We start from the raw sequence: 21,155 nt of genomic DNA on the forward strand, positions 1-21,155 counted from the left end.
ACAAATGAGCCTACATCAAGATGAGATTTCCCATAGCGCAAGCTAGTAAGAACCCTGAAAGATGATCAGGTTGATAGGTCAGAGGTGGAAGCGTGGTAACATGTGGAGCTGACTGATACTAATCGTTCGAGGACTTAACCAATTTTATAAGGCATACTCATTTTTACAAACTTCTTCTGCATTATCTAGTTTTGAGGGAATGAATCCTCAAAAAACAAGTCTGGCAGCAATGGCGAGAAGGTCACACCCGTTCCCATACCGAACACGGAAGTTAAGCTTCTCAGCGCCGATGGTAGTTGGGACACGCGTCCCTGTGAGAGTAGGACGTTGCCAGGCAAATCAAGGACAACCTGAAAAGGTTGTCTTTTTTTGTGTTCCAGATAATTGGAGGGTGGTTCACTTATTTGTATTTATAGTGCCCAGGGAAGAGGAAAAAGAGCTTGAGCAGTAACTAAAGAAGGTCTTTAGTGCCCGAGGAGGAGGAAAAAAACCACCAACGGTAACTTAAGAGGGCTTTAAGTGCCCGAAGATAAGGAAAAAAGCCATGGGCGGTAACAAAAGAAAGTCTTTAAAAATCATATAAGTACCCGAACTCTCTAGTAAGACAGAGTTATTTAATAATATTGAAAAGAGTATATTAACCTCAAACATGTTGCAAAATACCAATAATGAAAATTTAGGAGTTGGCACGTTTGGGAAAAAAGGGGACACAAATTCCGGTTAAGGAAAAGTTTGAAGATAATATTGAATACCTAATAAAAGAATTACGGATTGGAAAAAGCTTTGATGTGATTCACCGGCCGTTGGAATACGGAGGACTCCGGTTCGGGATGTTTTTGATAGATGGGTTTGCTTCAGCTAATCTCTTACTTTTAATAATGAAGGAGATGGAGAAACGGAAACCAGAGGACTTTGGAAATAATCCCATTGATAAGCTTTTTAAAACCTTTATTCCTCATGTAGAGGTGAATACATCAGATGATTTAGAGGAAGTTATAGCCCAAATTCTTGCAGGACAAACTGCAGTAGTCGTTGAAGGCGGTAAACAAGTAATCCTGATTGATTCACGTGAATATCCAATCCGTTCTCCTCAGGAACCGGATATTGAACGGGTTGTACGTGGACCCCGTGATGGCTTTGTTGAAACGATTGTATTTAACTTAGCTTTAATTCGCAGGCGTGTACGGGATCGATCCCTTGTAATGGAATACGTCCAAGTAGGAAAGCGATCTAAAACAGATATTGCATTAGTATACATAGATAGCATTGTTGACCCGGATAATGTAAAAATGTTAAGGAATGAACTTGAAAAAATATCCATAGATGGGATTCCTATGGCGGAAAAAACGATTGAAGAATTTGTATTTGGCCGAAATTATAATCCATATCCATTAGTTCGATACACAGAAAGATCTGATACAAGTGCCGTTCATTTAATGGAAGGCCATGTATTAATAGTGGTGGATGGGTCACCAAGTGTTATGATTTGTCCATCCACCTACTGGCATCACCTGCAGCATGCTGAGGAATATCGTCAAAAGCCGGTAATTGGGATTTTTTTACGATGGGCACGATTTATCGCTGTGTTATCCTCCTTATTTCTCTTACCACTTTGGTACACTTATGCGACCAATGAACAATTACTCTCAGATCGATGGAAGTTTATCGGTGTAGAAGATCAAGGGGAGATTGGTTTAATCTGGCAATTTCTCATTGCTGAAGTCGGAATTGAAATTTTGCGAATGGCAGCTATTCATACACCCAATGCCCTCGCAACTGCGTTAGGTATCGTTTCTGCAATAATCATTGGAGATGTAGCTGTAGAGGTAGGGATTTTTACTCATGAGGTCGTCCTATATGTGGCAGTTGCTGCCATTGGAACGTTTGCCACACCAAGTTATGAGTTAAGTCTTGCCAATCGAATTTTTCGGGTTTTCTTTTTAATTATGGTTGCTTTATTTAAAGTTCCCGGGTTGATCATAGGGATCACGTTATGGATTATGCTCCTTGTTGTAACTAAGAGCATGAATACACCATTTTTGTATCCGTTTATTCCATTTAATCCACGAGATTTTCGGATTATGCTCTCTCGGACGCCAATTCCGCTTAATAATACAAGGGCTGCAATCCTAAGGCCACAAGATAGAACAAGGCAATAAAAATAAAGTCTATCAAATTTGATAGACTTTTTAGCTGTTACAGAAGTTAATTGCTTATATTAAATTAGTTTAAACCCACTTATCAAAATCATCACTGCCATAATAGTTCTTAGAGGTTTTGCGGGTAATTTAGAGGATAAGGTGCTTCCTAATATGACACCAGGGATCGACCCCATTAAAAGGTTAAACACTAATAGATAATCAACATTGCCGATTCCTGCGTGCATAATCCCTGCAGCGGAGACTAATAAAAAGGCATGAGCGATATCGGTTCCGACCAATTCTGGAGTTCTCAATCTGTACAAGTAAATCATAGCTAATGCAAACAATGAACCAGATCCTATCGATGTCAAGCCTACAATAAAACCTAATATAGCACCAATCAGAATGGTTAAGCCCCGTTTTTCATGGATCGGCTTCTTTTGAAAATGATTCCATTCTAATTTATTTTTCATAAATGTTTTAAACAAGGTAGTCAATGCTACCAATATTAAAACGTAACCCAATGCGTGCTTAATCACCACTTCTTGGTTATGAAAAAAAGAATCAAATAAATGGAGAACTCCTACTGCACAGATCGCACTTGGAATACTCCCAATCGCTAGATACTTTACTAACTTGAAATTTATCGTCTTCTGCCTCCAATGTTGAATTGAACCAAAAAGTTTAGTTATGGAGTTATAAACAAGATCAGTACCTACCGCAATCGAAGGGCTGATACCTAATAAAATTAAAATTGGTGTCAACAAAGCGGCCCCTCCAACACCTGTTAATCCGACCATAAAGCCGATTAAAAGACCCATTACAATAATCCCCATGCTCATTACACGCACACCCCGAATATCTAATCTAATCTAATGTTGATTTATAACATTAAAATATGAAAGAGTTAGACACCTGTGACATGGATGGTATGCCCAAAAAAAAGTGGACCCAGCTTGGAGTCCACCTAAATCATTATTTATCTTTTTCTTCTTCATTCAAATTTATTTTTTTACATCCGACATATAAACAAGAGAAAATATCTAATCCGGGTCGAGCCTTAGCTAATCCTTTTATATAAGGTGTGACTAAATCCTTAAAATCCGCTCCGACTTCTATCTCTTCTAAAATTCCATAAACATAAAGCTTTTTTTCATCAAATAGAAGAGCCACGTTTCCTACTGCTTTGTTATTTCCATCCACCACATTTAATACCTGAAACTGCGGTGTGATTACCTCAGGAGAAAAATAAATTTGCAATGACATCTACTCCTTTTTATCTAGCTCCATTGTCAAGTAAACTCTCCTAAACGGACCTTTTTCAATTTTATGTGAAAGATAATTTTTCAAACAATGAATCACTTTCTTCTGAAGGTTCCTTTTTAGCAACATGGATGAGCATCATGGAAAGCAATCCACATAACAATGTTAAACCTGCTGTAGTTAAGAACATCCCTGAACGGGACCATTCCATTAATGCCCCAAAAATAGGTGGACCAATGGCAACACCTAAAAATCTAACGGATCCATATAGGGAGGTAACGAATCCACGCCGGTCTGCCGGTACGGAACCAGTAATAAAGCTATTGATACAAGGAAGAACGAGACCAGTTCCAATACTGCTTATGACTAAGACAGCAAAAAATGGAAGTAAATTTGTAAAGAAGACCAATGATGCAAAGGAAGCAGTCATTAATAAACAGCCGATGACGATTAATCTTTTCATTACCTTCATTTTTTTTCCAATATTACTGCCTGTAAAATAGGAGGTTGTTGTCATAAATAAAAGGGGGATCGCTAAAATGGCACCTTTTAGTAAACCATCAATCTGATGATCTTTCTCGAGAATATCGGATATATAAAACAAAATCCCAAATAGTGTAAAAAGACAGGAGGCACCTGTGAAATATGCTGCAAATAACCAGCGTCCTTCTGTTTTAAATACTGATACAAGACCCTTCACATATTTTCCCAAAGGAGGAGGTTCTTTTTCTGCTTTTTTTTCCTTGATAAAAAAGATGGTGAAGAGAACTGACATCGCACAAAAAATTGGGAAGGCAAAAAATGCCGCATACCAAAACAGAAGGGCTAGGAGCGAACCGATAATTGGACTTATTACCTTTCCGAATCCATTCGACGCTTCCACTAACCCTAAAACTTTACTTTGTTCTCCACCCTTAAATAAATCGCCTGCCAATGCCATGGCAATGGGAGCCGTACCAGCAGCACCCATTCCTTGCAAAATCCTCCCTGCTATAATCCATGTATAGGAATTGGAGAACCAGGCAGCTGCAGCGCCAGCTAAAAGGCCTCCGCTGCCATATAAAATTAGTGCTGGGATAATAATCGCTTTACGTGAAAATCGGTCAGATAAATACCCTAATACAGGTATAGATATTGCCGCTGCAATCGAAAATACAGAGATAATTAAGCTAGTCTGAAATTGAGTAATATTTAGTTCTGATTTCATTTTTGGAAGAATTGGGATTAACATTGAGTTTCCTAACACCAAAATAAGTGGGATTGAACCGATTGCAGTAATCGTCAAGCCTTTATGCTTTTGCTTTGGCAATGAATGTACACCCCTAACTGTAACTGTGAAATTAAGCCCTATTATTGTTTGGAATGAGCCAAGAGTTTATACAATGGCAATTGCCTATTTAATAGGGAAAAAAGCCCATTATATACACATTCACCCATTTTTCGAATAATCTATCCTAGAAAAATAGAGGAGGCGCATTCCCTATGAGTTTTTTAACCATTCCTGAAAGGACATCAGGAATCAGGTCATACGGTCTAACTTCTGTGATCGATACGGGGACCCCGATGGGAGAATTAAAGAATATCTTAGCTGATTATGGCAGCTTTATTGATATAGCTAAGATCGGAATTGGTTCAGCTTATGTAACGCCAAACATAAAGGAAAAGGTTCAGCTTTACAAGGAATATCATATTAGGACTTATTGTGGCGGTACATTATTTGAAAAAAGCTTTTACCAAAAAAAAATTCCTGAATATTTATCCTTTTTACAGGATTTAGGGATTGAATGGCTTGAAATATCTAATGGGACACTAGATATCCCGGTAAATGAACGCCTCCGTTTAATTTCACAATTAAAAAATGACTTTCATATCATTTCTGAAGTTGGTTCCAAGGATCCTAATCAGGAAATGTCTATTTCTGGATGGAAGGAAGAAATATCGCTCTTCTTAGAAGCCGGATGTGAATATGTGATTACAGAAGGGAGGGAATCTGGGACATCAGGTATTTATGAAAAATGTGGTGATCTTAAGTCCGATTTAATTCAAGAGTTGGTCAGAGATGTTGACAGTAAAAAAATCATCTTTGAAGCACCATCGGCAAAACATCAAATGTATTTTATTAAAGAAATTGGACCGAATGTCAATTTAGGAAATGTGAAAATACGAGATGTTCTAATATTAGAAGCGCAACGCTGTGGTCTAAGAAGTGAAACATTTTTTTTGGAGGGAAATGAATGCAAATAACGCTAATCAGACATCTTCCCACAGAATGGAATAAAAAAACCTGGCTGCAAGGCAGGAGAGATATAGAACTATCCCCATTAACAGATGAATTATATTTAGGAATAGCAGAGAATACGCAGCGGCTAAAAAAATTAGCACCATTTGAACTTGTTTTGGCCAGCACCCTGAAACGAACTCATCAAACAGCTCAGCTATATGGCCACGCATGCCAAACAGAAGGTTTATTAGATGAATTAGATTTTGGTCCATTTGAAGGGCGTCCAAAGGAAGAACTTTTCGAGAAATATCGTGAGCTTTGGATTAATAATCCAAAAGAGCTCGTTTTAGGAGAAAGTATTAAGAATTTAGAAGAAAGGGTTGTTTTGTTCATCGAGAAATATAAGAAGTTGTCCAATATTTTAGTGTTTGGCCATGGATCGTGGATTAGGGCAATGATTTCATATTCGCAGTTTGGCGATGTTAATCACATGAATAAAATAATTGTCGAAAACAATGCCTGTATTACACTAGCATTGAATTCCAATCTTCGAGGATAGAAAGTCGAGGTGACCTTAATTGTCTGATCTGTTGACGTATGAAAATTGGGATGAAAAAAAGGTAGGTACCCTTTTGGACCATCCTCGCGATTTTCTAGATATTTTAAAATGGGCATACCAAAATTATGGAGAGAGAATTGTCTATTCGTGCAGCTTTGGCGCAGAGGGAATTGTCTTAATCGATTTAATTCATAAAGTAAATAAAAATGCGAAAATTATTTTCATCGATACCGGCATCCACTTTCCAGAAACTTATCAATTAATTGAGGAAGTTAGGAACAGCTACCCATCGCTGCAGATCGATCTTATTAAACCAAGGATATCGTTAGATGAACAAACCAAATGGTATGGAGACGAATTGTGGCAGAGTAACCCCAATCTGTGCTGTCATTTAAGAAAGGTGGTTCCTCTTAAGGAAGCATTACGGGATGTTGAAGCATGGATCTCAGGTCTAAGGCGAGATCAATCCCTCACAAGGAGTAACACCCAATATATAAATAAGGATGAAAAATTTAAGAAAATAAAAATTTGCCCCCTTATTCACTGGTCATGGGAAGACATTATGACTTATATCCATCTAAATCATTTACCCTACAATCCCTTACACGATAAAGGTTACCCAAGTATTGGCTGTGCTCCCTGTACAAAGCCTGTCGTAGATTCAAGAGACTCTCGTTCCGGACGGTGGGCTGGTCAATCGAAAACTGAATGCGGACTCCATGAAACATAAATAGGCCACAAAGGCAAATTCAAGAGATTAGGGAGGGAGTAATATGAGTGAAAGTGTCCCCCATGGGGGTGAATTGGTAAATAGAATTAACCTAAATACTCCAATTGATTACACTCGTAACTATATAGAATTAGGTAATTTAGAATTAAGTGATTTAGAGTTAATTGCAAATGGTGCCTATAGTCCGCTTACTGGGTTTATGGGTATATCTGACTATAATTCAGTAGTTAGTAATATGAGGCTGATCAATGGACTTCCGTGGTCGTTACCGATTACATTAGCTATCAACAAAGATAAAGCGAAGGAACTTAAAACCGGTGAGATGATCAATCTAATCCACAATGGCACTGTGTATGGTGTAATGGATGTGAAGGAATTATTTATCCCTGATAAAAAGTTTGAAGCTGAGATGGTATACAGAACAACTGATATTCATCACCCAGGGGTTAAAAGGCTGTTAGAACGACCGGAGATCTATCTCGGAGGTCCCATTACCCTGATAAAAAGACCTGAGAAAAGTAAGTTTGAAAGCTATTATTTGGACCCCATCCAAACAAGGAAGCAGTTTAGGAGATTAGGTTGGAATACGGTAGTTGGTTTCCAAACTAGAAATCCCGTGCACCGGGCCCATGAATATATTCAAAAAACAGCATTAGAGACTGTCGATGGGCTTTTCTTAAATCCGTTGATAGGTGAGACCAAATCGGATGATATTCCCGGTGAAATCCGTATGAAAAGCTATCAAGTCTTAATCGAAAATTATTACCCGAAAGATCGGGTGTTCCTTTCTGTTTTTCCTGCCGCGATGAGATATGCTGGACCTAGGGAAGCAATTTTTCATGCTATCGTCCGGAAAAATTTTGGATGTACTCATTTTATAGTAGGGAGAGATCATGCCGGAGTAGGAAACTATTATGGAACATATGATGCCCAAAAAATATTTAGTCACTTCACTGACGAAGAACTTGGCATTAAACCGCTCTTTTTTGAACATAGCTTTTATTGTAAAAAATGCGAAAACATGGCCTCTGAAAAAACATGCCCACATGATTCACAGCAACACGTAATTTTATCAGGCACAAAGGTTAGAGGTATGTTAAAAAACGGGGAACAGCCGCCAAAGGAATTTAGCCGGCCAGAAGTGGTCGAAATTCTAATCCAAGGAATGAAAGAAGCCTACCTAGATGAAACCCGCCGTTTGGAGACCCCTTAAGGCGAACTATTTTTAGAAAATAAAGGGGTGATGAAATGGGAAATAGTAAGAATATTATTTGGCATCAGTCAACGGTAAAAAAAACAGATCGCTACCTATTAAATGGGCATAAAAGCTGTGTATTGTGGTTTACAGGTTTATCTGGATCAGGAAAATCTACCTTGGCTAATGCTGTGGATCATGCTTTGTATCGACAAAATATTAGGAGCTATGTTTTGGACGGTGATAATATTCGCCACGGGCTAAATAGTGATTTGAGTTTTGGGGTTGAGGACAGGAGAGAAAACATTCGGAGAATCGGGGAAGTGGCAAAACTGTTTGTTGACAGCGGCCTGATTGTTTCTTCTGCATTTATTTCTCCATTTCTTGATGATCGGCAGCTTGTTCGAAATATGTTTGATCCCCGCGAATATATTGAAATATTTTTGAATTGTCCTATCAATATCTGTGAAGACCGGGACCCAAAAGGGCTATATAAAAAAGCAAGAAAAGGAGAAATCCCTGACTTTACGGGAATATCCTCTCCGTATGAGGTGCCAAATGATCCAGAAATCATGATTGAAACTGATACAATGACACTTGATCAATCAGTTGAAAAAATTTTAGCCTATTTAAAGGAAGAGAAGATTCTTTAGGGATCTTCTTATCTTTTTCTCCAATTTGTCGTTAGGAATTTTATTTTTTGTAATTTTAATTCAAAAATAAAATCGATGATATTCGTCGAAAAGAATTGGCAAATAACCGCGAAAATAACAATTTTATAATCAATCACAAGGGCGGTTAATAAAAAAATCAAAAAGTTTATTCCCATCATTACTTTTCCGGGACTCCATTTCTTATAGGAAGCGATCATTAATGCTGGAATGACCATTCCACCGCTGGATGCCCCCGCTCGAATCAATAATCCTACACCAATACCAAAGAAAACACTTCCACATAGTATATCCACCATAATATGGATATGAAGATGTGGAACTAGGGCTGTTAGAAAAGTTACGGTCGTGGAAGTAATAGCAACCGAAAGAATCGTTCGAATGGTCCAGGTGTATCCAAAATACTTTAAAGCGAAAAGTAGAAAAACAATATTAGATAACCATAAAGAGAAACCAAGTGATAAATGAAACCAGTGATTTACCAAGATCGCAAGTCCTGCTGCCCCGCCGGAAGGGATGGAGTGAGGAAATAAAAACAAGGACATCGACATGCCCTGAAGGGTAGCCCCAAATAAAATGCAGAAATAGGTTAAATAAGTTCTTTTCATAGTTTAAAGAAATAAACCATATCAATTGTATTTTTCAATTCCACATAAATACCTCCTCAGGACTATCACTCCTTGTCCATTTTATGAGAAGAAAAAAAGGAATATGTAGAATGTTTTTTCAACGTGATAATATCAAGATAAGAGAAGCGCCTGTTCAATTGGTCGAGGTGTTCTTTTCTTTGGTATTAACTATGTAATTACATATAACTTTTCATAATAGGAAAAGATGGTAATAGGTATTTTCCGTATGGAGGTAAAATATTAATGGATAAAGAAAAACAATTAAAGCTGACCACAGGAGAGATGGCTCAATTGTGGGCGCAATACATGAATGATAGTGGAAGTAAATGTGTGCTGACGCATTTTTTAGAAAAAGCTGAGGATGAAGAGATTAGACCTGTTATAGAATTTGCATTAAATCTTTCAAAAAATCATTTACAAAAATTAACGTCTATTTTTGTAGAGGAAAACTTTGTAGTTCCGAATGGCTTTAAGGTTGATGAGCATGTTAATTTAGCCTCTTCTAAACTATTCTCTGATAGTTTTGTGTTAGAGTTTATTAATCAGATGGCAAAAATTGGACTTACCAATTATGCTGCCAGTGTTGCATCATCTATAAGAGATGACATTACAGATTATTATATGGAATGCACGACAGAGACAATGCAATTATATAAGTTGTCAAAGGATTTATTATTGTTAAAAGGACTATTTGTAAAGACCCCTTATATGCAGGAGATGGATCATGTTGAATATGTAAAAAGGCAAGGATTTATGTTAGATGTGTTTGGGGAAAAAAGACCGTTAATCGTAGCTGAAATCAGTAATCTTTACGCTAACCTTCAAAGAAATGCATTAGGAGCTGCCACGCTAGCTGGCTTTAGTCAGGTTGCAAAAGATAAAGAAGTGAAACAATTCTTTCTTAGAGGAATAAAAATTGCAAATAAACATATCAAATTATTTGCTTCAAAATTGGAGGAAAGTTATCTGCCCGTCCCCAAGACATTGGCATCAGAAGTAACAAGCAGTACGGATCAAACGTTTTCTGATCAGCTCATGATGTTTTTTACATCAGGTTTGATTGCCTTGAGTATTGGTTTCTATGGGACAGGAGTTGCTCAAAGTCCTCGGATGGATTTAGGTGTCATGTATAACCGATTATCTTTAGAAGTTCAATTGTTTTCTGAGGATGGTTCAAATATCCTGATCGATAACGAGTGGCTAGAACAGCCACCAATGGCATTAGATCGAGACGAATTAGCACAAAAAAAAGATCCAACTGACTAGGATTATAACTTAAATAGGGCCTGACTGCAGTACCATGATTAGGCCCTTCGAATTACTTAATACTTTTTCTTGTGTAATAGGCAAATAAAAAACATATTATCGGAAGCAAAGCAACTAGTCTAAACCAATTTTCTGCACCAAAGAAATAAAGGGATGGCAGTACTAAAGCAATTCCACTCATTAATAAGGCTTTCCATGATTTTTTTGATAATCCCCATAGTAGTATCAACACTGAAACTCCAATTAATAACCAAAAAACAAAACCCACCCAATAGAAACCCATATAATCCCCCTTAAATTCTCGTTTCTACATATAATAATATGTATGTTAACTTCTTTTCTTTTGTTATTATATTATTCTTATTTTAGAAAGGGGAACCTTTTGAACCTCTTATTTGGGTATATTTATATGAATTTATTAATAAGAATAGAACGAATGAAGTACTTACTGGGGGGTTTCTGAATGAATGGGTATGAAAACTTACAACATCCTGATACAGGTGTTACATCTGGAATGTTTGTTGAGCGATCGTTAAATGAAATACGTTTTTGGTCTAGGATCATGAAAGAGCATTCTTTATTTCTTCGATTAGGTTTTAGAGCAGAGGATACTCAACTAATCCAAGAGGCTAATCAATTTTACCAATTGTTTGAACGAATCGAACAAACTGCACATTCCTCTACCAATCAAGCAGACCCTGAACAAATAAGAAGATTTAATTCGGAAGTACAACAAGCTGCAACCAGCATTTTTGCATTTAAACGAAAAGTACTAGGTTTAATACTTACATGTAAATTGCCGGGGGCAAATAATTTTCCACTGTTAGTTGATCATACAAGTAGAGAAGCTAATTATTTTAGAAAACGATTAGTGGAATTAAACGAAGGTAAATTAAAACCCCTTCCAGATGCCATCATAAAAGAAAATGTCTTCTTCCTAAGAATTATGGCAGACCATGCTAAATTTATTGGTCATCTACTGGATCCATCCGAAAGGAAGTTAATTGATATAGCCCAAAATTTCAGCAATGACTTTGATCAATTGATGTATCAAGCAAGAGACTTAGAATCTATGAAGCCACAATCTCAAACCGTTCCTCTTTTAGATCAATTCCTGGATCAGAATCGTGTGTCAGTCTCATCTCTACGGGACTTCAAGAAAACGGCACGTGATTTAATTGAGCAATGTAAAATAAAGAGTATCATCCATCCACTATTAGCAGACCATGTTTTTCGTGAGGCTGATAGATTTCTTGAAATAATAGATATGTTTGATGCGCATCTTACAAGCGGTAACCCACAACCTAGAGTTTAGAAGATTGGAGAATGCATACACAAAGAAGCAGTTAAATTGAAGAAGGCTATTCTAGGACCAAGTTAGGTTCAAGAATAGCCTTCTTCAGGTTCTGCTTCTTTTTCTTACTATTTAGTAGCTGTCCATAAAAAATTATCTCTAATTTTTAATTGAGGCTTCCTTTGGCGACCAGGTTTTTCGCCATGACATTTGTGCAATAAGCAGCACAATTAATGCAGCGATTCCAACTCCTGTATAAACCATAAATCCTGTTCCGTACGTTCCGGTAATTTCCTTAAGTGATCCAAGTATATTGGGTACAAAAAATCCGCCAACCCCGCCAGCTGCTCCGACAATCCCGGTAATCATCCCAATTTCTTCTTGGAAGCGCTGTGGAACCAATTGAAAGACTGCACCATTTCCCATTCCAAGGCAGAGCATTCCGAAAAACAATAAGGTTGTCACAATAGCCAAAGATGGAAGCTGACTCACGCCGAACATACTGAGAGCTACCCCGATAAATAAAAAGGTCAGAAGACGTACGCCGCCGACTTTATCTGCTATGAAACCCCCAACTGGCCGGAAAAAGCTTCCTGCTGCCACACAAAGTGTGACAAAATCTCCTGCTCGTACTTTGGATAAATCGTATTGATCCACAAAAAAGATGCTTAAGAAACTGGACAAACCGACAAATCCTCCGAAGGTGACACTATAAAGCAAACAAAAAAACCATGTGTCTTTTTGTTTAAATACTTTCAAATATTCAACCACCGGTTTTGCTGCTGGTTGTGAAGGTGCATCTTTCGCAAGAAGAATATACAAGATAAAAACAATCAAAAGAGGAATAATAGCTAATCCCATTACATTATGCCAGCCAATATTTTCTGCAAGACGCGGGCCGAATAATGTAGCAAAAAGTGTTCCGCTATTCCCAGCACCTGCAATCCCCATTGCTAGTCCTTGTAAATGCGGCGGGTACCACCGGCTTGCCATTGGTATGGCTGCCGCAAAACTTGCACCTGCAACACCAAGAAGAATCCCTATCAAGTAAAGTTCGGTTAGCGTCTGTCCGAATAACCAACCCCATGCTAGTGGGATGATGGTGACGAGCATCCCGCTTATTGCTGTTTTTCGCGGACCAATACGATCCGTCATAACTCCAAGGATGAGCCGGAAAAACGATCCGCTTAGGATTGGAACAGCAACGATGAAACCCTTTTGAGCGGGAGATAGTCCAAAATCCTTTGTTATATAAACCCCTAGTGCCCCCAAAATCACCCAAATCATGAAACTAACATCAAAATATAAAAATGACGCTGCTAATGATGGCGTATGCCCGCTTTTTTTTAGATCTGATAACCTCATAATGTTGTTCTCCCTTCTATTTGTATCATAGTTAACTACCAAAATACATTTTTACTTTTATTACCATTCAAAACAGCTATCTTTTGAAAACATGACCCTTACTAGTAAAACCAAGAATGAAAATAAACCGATATTGTTTTTCATCACTTTCCCTCCTTAACATTGTTGGTATTTGTGTTTCCCTTGCTTTGTTAAACAATAACGTATTCAAACAGGAGATGTCTCATAGCGTGTAAGGAACTCTAACATAAAACTTATTGTGTTAGAAAATGTTACACACTGAATTTCTTTTGATGAGTTTTATGGAATAATAGGGGATATTTATGGTTGCAGTTACCCAAATATCGAACTTACGGAGGCTTTTAGAATGGATAAGCAAAAACTCGTACTGATAGGAAATGGAATGGCGGGGGTGCGGTGCATTGAGGAGATTTTAAAGCATTCACCTTATTCCTTTGAGATTACTATTTTCGGAAGCGAACCACACCCTAACTATAATCGGATCCAATTATCGGCCGTCTTGCAGGGTGGTACATCGTTTAAAGATATTACAATCAATGATCGTGATTGGTATAACCAACAGAACATCAAACTGTTTACTGGAGAAACGGTGATAAAAATTGATACGGAAAAACAACTTGTTAAGACGGATAAAAATCAGGAGGTTCCTTATGACCGACTAATAATCGCAACAGGTTCTGTTCCATTTCAGCTGCCGCTGCCAGGTGTTGATAAAGAAGGAGTCATCACATTTCGAACCATGGAAGATTGTCAGAAAATGATTGAAACAGCGAAGCATTATAAAAAAGCGGTAGTGATTGGCGGTGGAGTCTTAGGTTTAGAAGCTGCCAAAGGTCTGCTCAATCTTGATATGGAAGTAACCGTGGTGCATAATTGCCTAAATTTAATGGAAAGACAACTGGATGAAACCGCAGCGAAACTGTTGGAAACAGAGTTAGAAAAGCAAGGATTTCATTTTCTTTTTGAAAAAGAAACAAAGGAGATTTTGGGAAGCAAGCGCGTGGAAGGAGTGTCATTTAAGGACGGTACCGAAGCAGAAGCTGATTTGGTTGTAATGGCAGTAGGGGTACGACCCAATATACAGTTAGCAAAGGAAAGCGGCATAGAAACAAACCGAGCAATCCTCGTTAATGATTACATGGAAACGAATATACCGAACATTTATGCTGTCGGTGAATGTGTGGAACATCGAGGAATCGTATATGGGTTGGTTAAACCTCTTTATGACCAAGGGAAAGTCTTAGCCCAGCGTATCTGCGGTTTGGAATGTAAAGGGTACGAAGGAACTGTTCTTTCGACCCAATTAAAAATATCGGGTGTGGATGTGTTTTCGGTCGGTCAGTTTATGAATGATGAAAGTCTTAAATCGATTGAAATTTATGATGAGTTAGATGGTGTTTATAAGAAGCTTGTTTTTGAAGATTCTAAAATGGTTGGCGCCGTTTTATTTGGTGATACAAGTGATCGTACAAGATTGCTAGATATGATCTTGAAAAAACAAGATGTGTCGGACGTGGAGAAAGTTACCCTGTTTCAAGCGTCAAGTGGAGGGGGAGATACTGTCGCCTCTATGGCACATAGTGAAATAATCTGCAATTGTAACGGAGTGCCAAAAGGGGCGATTATTGAAGCGGTTCTAAAAAATGGATTAACAACCGTGGACGAAATAAAAAAGTGTACTAAAGCTTCGGGCTCTTGCGGGGGCTGTAAACCATTGGTAACTGATCTTCTCACCTATATTCAAAGCGATGAATTTGATGAGGTCATTGAACAAAAATCGATGTGCCCCTGTACATCATTAACAGAGGATGAAGTGGTTTATGAGATGCAATTGCAAAGCTGCACTACGGTACAAGAAGTAATGGAGGTGCTTGATTGGGAAAGTAAGGAAGGATGCACTACCTGTCGTCCTGCCTTAGCCTATTATTTAGGAATGATCTATCCGGAGTATGAGAGCCGACAAGAATCACTTTTTGTATCCGAACAAATGAATGCAATTGTTCAACAGGATGGTACTTACACCGTTGTCCCACAGATGTATGGCGGAAAAACGACAGCAGAACAACTGCGAACGATTGCCGATGTTGCGGAGAAATATAGCATCTCAAATGTAGCTGTAACTAGTGAACAAAGAATTCATTTGATGGGGGTGAAGAAAGAGGACCTAGCTAGTGTGTGGGCTGATTTAAACATGGCAGTTAGTTCAACGTATGGAAATATGGTTCAAAATATTAAAACAAGTATCGGCGAACATATTTGCCGTTGTGACAAGCAATCATCGATTCAACTGGCTGTCAGCCTCGAAAAAAAATTGGAATTTCTCACCACACCCTACCGTGTGAAAATGGGCATATCAGCTTGTATGCATAATGGTGCAGGTTCGACTACGAAAGATATCGGAGTGATTGGAACAGGTCTTGGCTGGGAAATTTATGTCGGTGGCAGCAGTGGACGTAATGTACGAGCAGGAGAGTTATTATGCCTTGAATCATTGAATCATGATGTGATTGAAATTATTTGTGCCTTTATTCAATATTACCGTGAAACGGCCAATTTCCTTGAACGTACATGGCAATGGATCGAAAGAGTTGGTTTAGTGCATGTGCGCGAAATTCTGTTTGACTTAGAACATCGCCAGCAATTATTGCTGCGGTTAGAGAAAGATCGTTTCTTACGCAAAAAACTTTTAGTAAAAAGTTCCAGATCATCAACAGTCCTGTAAGGAACGTTCGTTAAAGTTAACTATTACGAAAAAAAGTGAGTAAAGGGTGAGCTATTTTGACGGAAGCATTTTTAAAGTATTTTCGTACAAAGGAACACGAAGTAAAATCAGAAAAAAAATACGAGTCTCAATGTCCATACTGCAGTATGCAATGTAAAATGCAATTGATTGAACAATCGATTGTTACGAGAAAAAAATATATAACCATTGGTAAAGAGAATCCAACCTCGGAGGGGCGTTTATGTATTAAAGGCATGAACGCACATCAACATGCTTTTCATAAGGACCGTTTGAAATATCCGTTATTAAAAGTAAATGGAGAATTTGTTCGTGTTTCCTGGGAGACGGCCATGAATAAAATTAAAGAAAACTTTACTAAAATCCAGGCAGAATCTGGACTGAATGCCTTAGCAGTTTATGGGAGCGCGTCGATCACAAATGAAGAAGCTTACTTATTGGGTAAATTTGCCCGAGTTGCATTAAAAACAAAATACATTGATTATAATGGACGTCTTTGTATGTCTGCAGCTGCTTCAGCGGCGAGTCAAACCTTTGGGTTGGACCGAGGATTCACGAACAGCTTGGCAGAAATTCCATCGACTCGTTGCATTATATTAGCAGGGACGAATATTGCTGAATGTCAGCCAACGATTATGCCCTATTTTGAAAGAGCGAAAGAAAATGGTGCGTATATTATCGCAATCGACCCTCGTGAAACAGCAACAACGAAAATAGCAGACTTGCATTTAAAACCTAAACCGGGAACAGATGCTGTGTTAGCTAATGGGTTATTGAAAGTTATCATTGAAGAAAATTATGTTGATAAGGACTTTATTCAAGAACGTGTGAACGGATTTGAAGAAGTTAGAGAGTATGTATTATCCCTTAATTTAGAAGAAATTGAAGAGATAACCGGCGTTCCGATTGAACTCATTCGCAAAGCGGCCGTAAGGTTTGGTAAAGAAGAAACAGGAATGATATTTACAGCGAGAGGGGTAGAACAGCACACAAATGGCTCGATGACTGTCCGTAATTTCCTAAATATTCTGGTATCAACTGGGAAAATTGGCAAACCGGGCTGCGGTTATGGTGCGATTACAGGACAGGGAAATGGCCAAGGAGCGAGAGAGCATGGCCAAAAAGCTGACCAGCTTCCTGGATATCGTTCGATTGAGAACGAAGAACATCGAGAATATGTGGCCAGTGTTTGGGGTGTTGACAAGGATGATTTACCACGTAAAGGTGTTTCGGCCTATGAAATGATCGAGAAAATCCACGAAGGGGAAATTCAAGGGTTGTTTCTGATGTGTTCCAATCCGATTGTCTCCAATCCAAATGCCCACTTCGTCAAAGAGGCAATTAAAAAATTAAAATTCTTTGTCGCGGTGGATCTGTTTGTTTCAGAAACAGCGAGATTAGCAGATTTAATATTGCCAGCTTCTTCTTATCTAGAAGATGAAGGAACGATGACGAATATAGAAGGACGGGTAACATTACGGGAAGCAAGCTATCCTTGTCCGGGAGAAGTGAAGCATGATTGGCAAATCATTTGTGAAATTGCCCGTGTGCTTGGAAAAGAAAAGTATTTTTCCTTTTCATCTGCAGAGGAAATTTTTTCCGAATTAAGAATGGCAAGCCGTGGGGGTAATGCGGATTATTTTGGAATGACATATGAACGTCTTAGGAAGGAAGGCGGAATATTATGGCCCTGCGCAGCTACTGACCATGGTGGGACGAAAAGAGTGTTTGAGACATCCTTTGCCCATTCAGATGGAAAGGCAGCGATGGTGGTTGTTCCGAACATCCCTGAGGTTCCAAAAGAACAATTATCTGAAGAGTTTCCACTCTATTTAACAACAGGAAGAGTCATGTCACATTACTTAACAGGAGTGCAAACAAGAAAAAGTCCAGCCTTAGCGGCAAGGAATGTAGAACCATTTATGGAAATTCACCCTGCAACCGCATTAAAATTTCAGATCCAAGACCAAACATTAGTGAAAATCGAATCGAGAAGAGGAAGTGTTGTGGTTAGAAGCAAATGGTCGGAAACGATTCGTCATGATACTATTTTTGTTCCCTTCCACTGGGCCGACTCACAAAATATTAATTTCCTCGTTTCAAAAGAATTGGATCCTACCTGTAAAATGCCTGGATTCAAAGTGAGTGTTGTAAAGGTGAGTCCAGTTAAGGATTTCCTAAATTAAAAATTTCTATGTTAGAAGACCTTACACGTTAAGTTAGTTATCGAGATGGCTGTGCTATAGTTTAAGAAACATTCTAAGGGGAGGAAACATAACGTGAATAAGAAAAAGTTGGTTCTTGTAGGGAATGGAATGGCTGGAGTTAAAGCGATTGAAGAGATTTTAAAACTAACCAAGGAATTATTTGAGATTACCATTTTCGGAAGCGAACCACATCCGAATTATAATAGAATACTGCTTTCAAAGGTTTTACAAGGTGATACAAAGGTTAAAGACATTACGCTTAATGACTGGGATTGGTACACAGAAAACAACATTCAGTTGTATACAAGTGAAACAGTGATCAAAGTAGATGCTAGGAAGAAAGTTGTTGTAACCGACTTAGGAAGAATCGAACCGTATGATGAATTGATTTTAGCGTCAGGGTCACTCCCATTTATCCTTCCGATTCCCGGAGCTGAAAAGATCGGTGTGACTGCTTTTCGGGATATAAGGGATACTGAAGTGATGCTTGAAGCCTCGAGGAAGTATAAAAAAGCGGCCGTAATTGGCGGCGGATTACTCGGGCTCGAAGCAGCCAGAGGACTTTTAAACCTAGGAATGGATGTTTCTGTTATACATCTCGCCCCTTATTTGATGGAAAGACAATTAGATCCACAGGCAGGGAAACTATTACAGTCGGAATTAGAAAAACAAGGTATGAAGTTTTTATTAGAAAAACAAACGCAAGAAATTGTTGGAGATGACCGCGTAGAAGGTTTAAGGTTTGGCGATGGAACGGTCCTTGATGCAGACTTAGTCGTGATGGCAGTTGGTATTAAGCCAAATATCGAATTAGCCAAAGTAAGTGGTATTGCTGTTAATCGGGGAATTGTCGTGAATGATTACCTGCAAACAAACGTTCCTAATATTTACTCTGTAGGGGAATGTGCCGAGCACAACGGATCGGTATACGGTCTTGTAGCACCATTGTTTGAACAAGGAAAAGTATTAGCTCATCACCTCTGCGGTGTAAAGACCAATGGCTATCATGGTTCCGTTTTGTCCACTCAACTGAAGGTTTCTGGGGTCGAGGTGTTCTCTGCCGGAGATTTTATGGAAGGTGAAGGAAAGGAAGCAATTAAAGTCTTTGATGGAAATGACAGCATTTATAAAAAGATCGTGTTACAAGACAATAAAATTGTTGGCGCCGTGCTGTTTGGTGATAGCAGTGATGGAAATCGCCTTTTTTCGATGATTCAAAAGCAAGCAGATGTCTCCTTTACCACGAAGGTATCACTTTTACAGCCACTTAATGATGATTTCGGGAGCAGTTTAGTAGCTTCCATGAGTGAGGAGGACATTATTTGCGGATGTAATGGTGTAACCAAAGGAACGATTATCCAGGCGATACAGAATCAGGGTTGTTCATCCGTTGATGAAATCAAAGCTTGTACAAGTGCTTCTCGGTCTTGCGGGGGATGTAAGCCGCTTGTTGCTGAAGTGTTACAACATACACTTGGGTCAGAGTATGACGGTACTTTGCAGAAAGAAGCGATTTGCAGCTGCACTCATTTTTCGAGAGATGAAATAGTGGAAGAGATTAAAACCAAAGGTTTGACCCATATCAAAGAAGTGATGAATGTTCTTGGGTGGAGTACTGAGGAAGGTTGTTCAAAATGCCGCCCTGCTTTGAATTATTATTTAGGGATGGTCAATCCGATTGAATATACGGACGAAAGAGAGTCCCGGTTTGTCAATGAGCGGATGCATGCAAATATTCAAAAGGATGGAACATATTCTGTTGTTCCGCGAATGTACGGTGGAGTAACGAATTCACAAGACTTACGACGGATTGCTGACGTGGTAGATAAATATGAAATACCATTAGTAAAACTAACAGGAGGACAACGGATTGACTTACTCGGGGTAAAAAAGGAAGACTTGCCTAAAGTATGGACTGATTTGGATATGCCTTCAGGATTTGCCTACGGAAAATCACTACGTACAGTGAAAACATGTGTCGGTGAACAGTTCTGCCGTTTTGGAACCCAAGATTCCATGGGTCTGGGAATCGACCTCGAGAAGAAATTTGAAGGACTACAAACACCTCATAAAGTGAAAATGGCCGTTTCTGCTTGCCCGAGAAGCTGTGCGGAGTCAGGGTTTAAAGATATTGGGTTTATTGGGATTGACGGCGGTTGGGAACTTTATGTCGGTGGGAACGGCGGAACCCATGTACGCGGTGGAGATTTACTATACACAGTGAAAACATCAGAAGAGGCGATGGAAATTACCGGTGCGTACCTTCAATATTACCGTGAAACAGCCAACTATTTAGAACGTACTTCTGCTTGGATTGAACGTGTTGGTTTGACCCATGTTCGTACGGTTCTCGATGATAAGGCAAAACGTCAAGAATTAAATAAACGGATGGATGATGCATTATCTGTTATTAAGGATCCATGGAAGACGATAACAGAGGATGAAAAAGTAAGAAAAGAATTGTTTGAAAATGTTGTTATGTCGTAAGAACTTACATTTAAAGGAGGACATCGTCCAATGACAAAGAAAAGCGTAGAAATGGTATCAATCGGTTCTGTACGGGATCTTCCAGAACGATTAGGAAAGACTGTTTGTGTCGGGGATAAAGAAGTGGCTGTATTTAAATTATTAAATGGTAGCGTGCGTGCCGTTGAAAATCGCTGTCCACATAAAGGCGGGGTTTTGAGCGAAGGTATGGTAAGCGGTGAATTTGTTTTCTGTCCCATGCATGATTGGAAAATATGTTTGGATAATGGGAAGGTGCAAGAGCCGGATACAGGCTGTGTGAAAACCTATAAAACCAGAATAGAAGGGGAAGAAGTATTTCTCTTAATCGATTAGTTCAGTAAAATG

Annotated in this window: 18 protein-coding genes and 2 rRNA genes; 14 read left to right on the forward strand and 6 right to left on the reverse strand. The window is 38.8% G+C overall.

What is annotated here, in order from left to right:
- The 3 genes from J7E67_RS29470 to J7E67_RS29480 form a co-directional block, all read left to right on the forward strand.
- A 23S ribosomal RNA gene (locus tag J7E67_RS29470) occupies positions 1–142 on the forward strand; the annotation flags it as partial.
- 77 nt (positions 143–219) lie between these two features.
- A 5S ribosomal RNA gene (gene rrf / locus J7E67_RS29475) occupies positions 220–336 on the forward strand.
- 356 nt (positions 337–692) lie between these two features.
- Positions 693–2,159: a spore germination protein gene (locus J7E67_RS29480; protein ID WP_214717127.1), complete on the forward strand. Its 1,467-nt coding sequence runs from the start codon at positions 693–695 to the stop codon at positions 2,157–2,159.
- Positions 2,160–2,218: 59 nt separating this feature from the next.
- Here the strand turns inward: J7E67_RS29480 and J7E67_RS29485 are convergent, their stop codons facing one another.
- The 3 genes from J7E67_RS29485 to J7E67_RS29495 all read right to left on the reverse strand — a co-directional run bounded on the left by J7E67_RS29485 (position 2,219) and on the right by J7E67_RS29495 (position 4,713).
- Positions 2,219–2,983, reverse strand: coding sequence for a sulfite exporter TauE/SafE family protein (locus J7E67_RS29485; protein WP_214717128.1), 765 nt, complete (start codon positions 2,981–2,983; stop codon positions 2,219–2,221).
- A gap of 133 nt (positions 2,984–3,116) precedes the next feature.
- Entirely contained in the window at positions 3,117–3,407 is a 291-nt protein-coding gene (locus J7E67_RS29490; RefSeq protein WP_374103002.1) for a hypothetical protein, read from the reverse strand.
- 61 nt (positions 3,408–3,468) lie between these two features.
- A complete protein-coding gene (locus J7E67_RS29495; RefSeq protein WP_214717130.1) occupies positions 3,469–4,713 on the reverse strand; it encodes an MFS transporter in 1,245 nt (414 codons plus the stop codon).
- Positions 4,714–4,886: 173 nt separating this feature from the next.
- On the opposite strand from J7E67_RS29495, the gene J7E67_RS29500 reads away from it, so the two are divergent.
- The 5 genes from J7E67_RS29500 to cysC are packed head-to-tail and all read left to right on the forward strand — an operon-like array spanning position 4,887 to position 8,762.
- The gene (locus J7E67_RS29500) at positions 4,887–5,648 is read left to right on the forward strand and encodes a phosphosulfolactate synthase (protein ID WP_214717131.1); all 762 of its coding nucleotides are present in this window, start codon (positions 4,887–4,889) and stop codon (positions 5,646–5,648) included.
- Positions 5,639–6,184 carry a histidine phosphatase family protein gene (locus J7E67_RS29505; RefSeq protein WP_214717132.1) on the forward strand — a complete coding sequence of 182 codons (546 nt, stop codon included), beginning with the start codon at positions 5,639–5,641 and terminating at the stop codon, positions 6,182–6,184. Before J7E67_RS29500 ends, J7E67_RS29505 begins: the two co-directional genes overlap by 10 nt.
- 28 nt (positions 6,185–6,212) lie before the next feature.
- Positions 6,213–6,914, forward strand: a complete 702-nt coding sequence (locus J7E67_RS29510) for a phosphoadenylyl-sulfate reductase (protein ID WP_285290683.1) — start codon at positions 6,213–6,215, stop codon at positions 6,912–6,914.
- Positions 6,915–6,957: 43 nt separating this feature from the next.
- Positions 6,958–8,127 (forward strand): sulfate adenylyltransferase, encoded by a 1,170-nt coding sequence (sat, locus tag J7E67_RS29515; RefSeq protein WP_214717134.1) that lies wholly within the window; start codon positions 6,958–6,960, stop codon positions 8,125–8,127.
- A 35-nt stretch (positions 8,128–8,162) separates the two neighbouring features.
- A complete protein-coding gene (gene cysC, locus J7E67_RS29520) occupies positions 8,163–8,762 on the forward strand; it encodes an adenylyl-sulfate kinase (RefSeq protein WP_214717135.1) in 600 nt (199 codons plus the stop codon).
- A gap of 8 nt (positions 8,763–8,770) precedes the next feature.
- On the opposite strand, the gene J7E67_RS29525 is transcribed toward cysC, so the two are convergent.
- The gene (locus J7E67_RS29525; RefSeq protein WP_214717136.1) at positions 8,771–9,388 is read right to left on the reverse strand and encodes a YitT family protein; all 618 of its coding nucleotides are present in this window, start codon (positions 9,386–9,388) and stop codon (positions 8,771–8,773) included.
- A 264-nt stretch (positions 9,389–9,652) separates the two neighbouring features.
- Here J7E67_RS29525 and J7E67_RS29530 point away from each other — a divergent pair, with 264 nt between their 5' ends.
- Positions 9,653–10,675 (forward strand): DUF3231 family protein, encoded by a 1,023-nt coding sequence (locus J7E67_RS29530; RefSeq protein WP_214717137.1) that lies wholly within the window; start codon positions 9,653–9,655, stop codon positions 10,673–10,675.
- Positions 10,676–10,727: 52 nt separating this feature from the next.
- Here the strand turns inward: J7E67_RS29530 and J7E67_RS29535 are convergent, their stop codons facing one another.
- Positions 10,728–10,958 (reverse strand): hypothetical protein, encoded by a 231-nt coding sequence (locus J7E67_RS29535; RefSeq protein WP_214717138.1) that lies wholly within the window; start codon positions 10,956–10,958, stop codon positions 10,728–10,730.
- 180 nt (positions 10,959–11,138) lie between these two features.
- On the opposite strand from J7E67_RS29535, the gene J7E67_RS29540 reads away from it, so the two are divergent.
- Positions 11,139–11,990 carry a DUF2935 domain-containing protein gene (locus J7E67_RS29540; RefSeq protein WP_214717139.1) on the forward strand — a complete coding sequence of 284 codons (852 nt, stop codon included), beginning with the start codon at positions 11,139–11,141 and terminating at the stop codon, positions 11,988–11,990.
- 138 nt (positions 11,991–12,128) lie between these two features.
- On the opposite strand, the gene J7E67_RS29545 is transcribed toward J7E67_RS29540, so the two are convergent.
- Entirely contained in the window at positions 12,129–13,334 is a 1,206-nt protein-coding gene (locus J7E67_RS29545; protein ID WP_214717140.1) for an MFS transporter, read from the reverse strand.
- A gap of 367 nt (positions 13,335–13,701) precedes the next feature.
- On the opposite strand from J7E67_RS29545, the gene nirB (J7E67_RS29550) reads away from it, so the two are divergent.
- The 4 genes from nirB (J7E67_RS29550) to nirD all read left to right on the forward strand — a co-directional run bounded on the left by nirB (J7E67_RS29550) (position 13,702) and on the right by nirD (position 21,143).
- On the forward strand, positions 13,702–16,077 hold the full coding sequence (gene nirB, locus J7E67_RS29550) for a nitrite reductase large subunit NirB (RefSeq protein WP_214717141.1): 2,376 nt from the start codon (positions 13,702–13,704) through the stop codon (positions 16,075–16,077).
- 56 nt (positions 16,078–16,133) lie between these two features.
- A complete protein-coding gene (nasC, locus tag J7E67_RS29555) occupies positions 16,134–18,281 on the forward strand; it encodes an assimilatory nitrate reductase catalytic subunit NasC (protein WP_214717142.1) in 2,148 nt (715 codons plus the stop codon).
- A gap of 93 nt (positions 18,282–18,374) precedes the next feature.
- Positions 18,375–20,789 (forward strand): nitrite reductase large subunit NirB, encoded by a 2,415-nt coding sequence (gene nirB, locus J7E67_RS29560; RefSeq protein ID WP_214733387.1) that lies wholly within the window; start codon positions 18,375–18,377, stop codon positions 20,787–20,789.
- 30 nt (positions 20,790–20,819) lie between these two features.
- Positions 20,820–21,143 (forward strand): nitrite reductase small subunit NirD, encoded by a 324-nt coding sequence (gene nirD / locus J7E67_RS29565; protein WP_214717144.1) that lies wholly within the window; start codon positions 20,820–20,822, stop codon positions 21,141–21,143.
- The last annotated feature ends 12 nt before the right edge of the window (positions 21,144–21,155 follow it).

Source organism: Bacillus sp. ISL-46 (assembly GCF_018613205.1).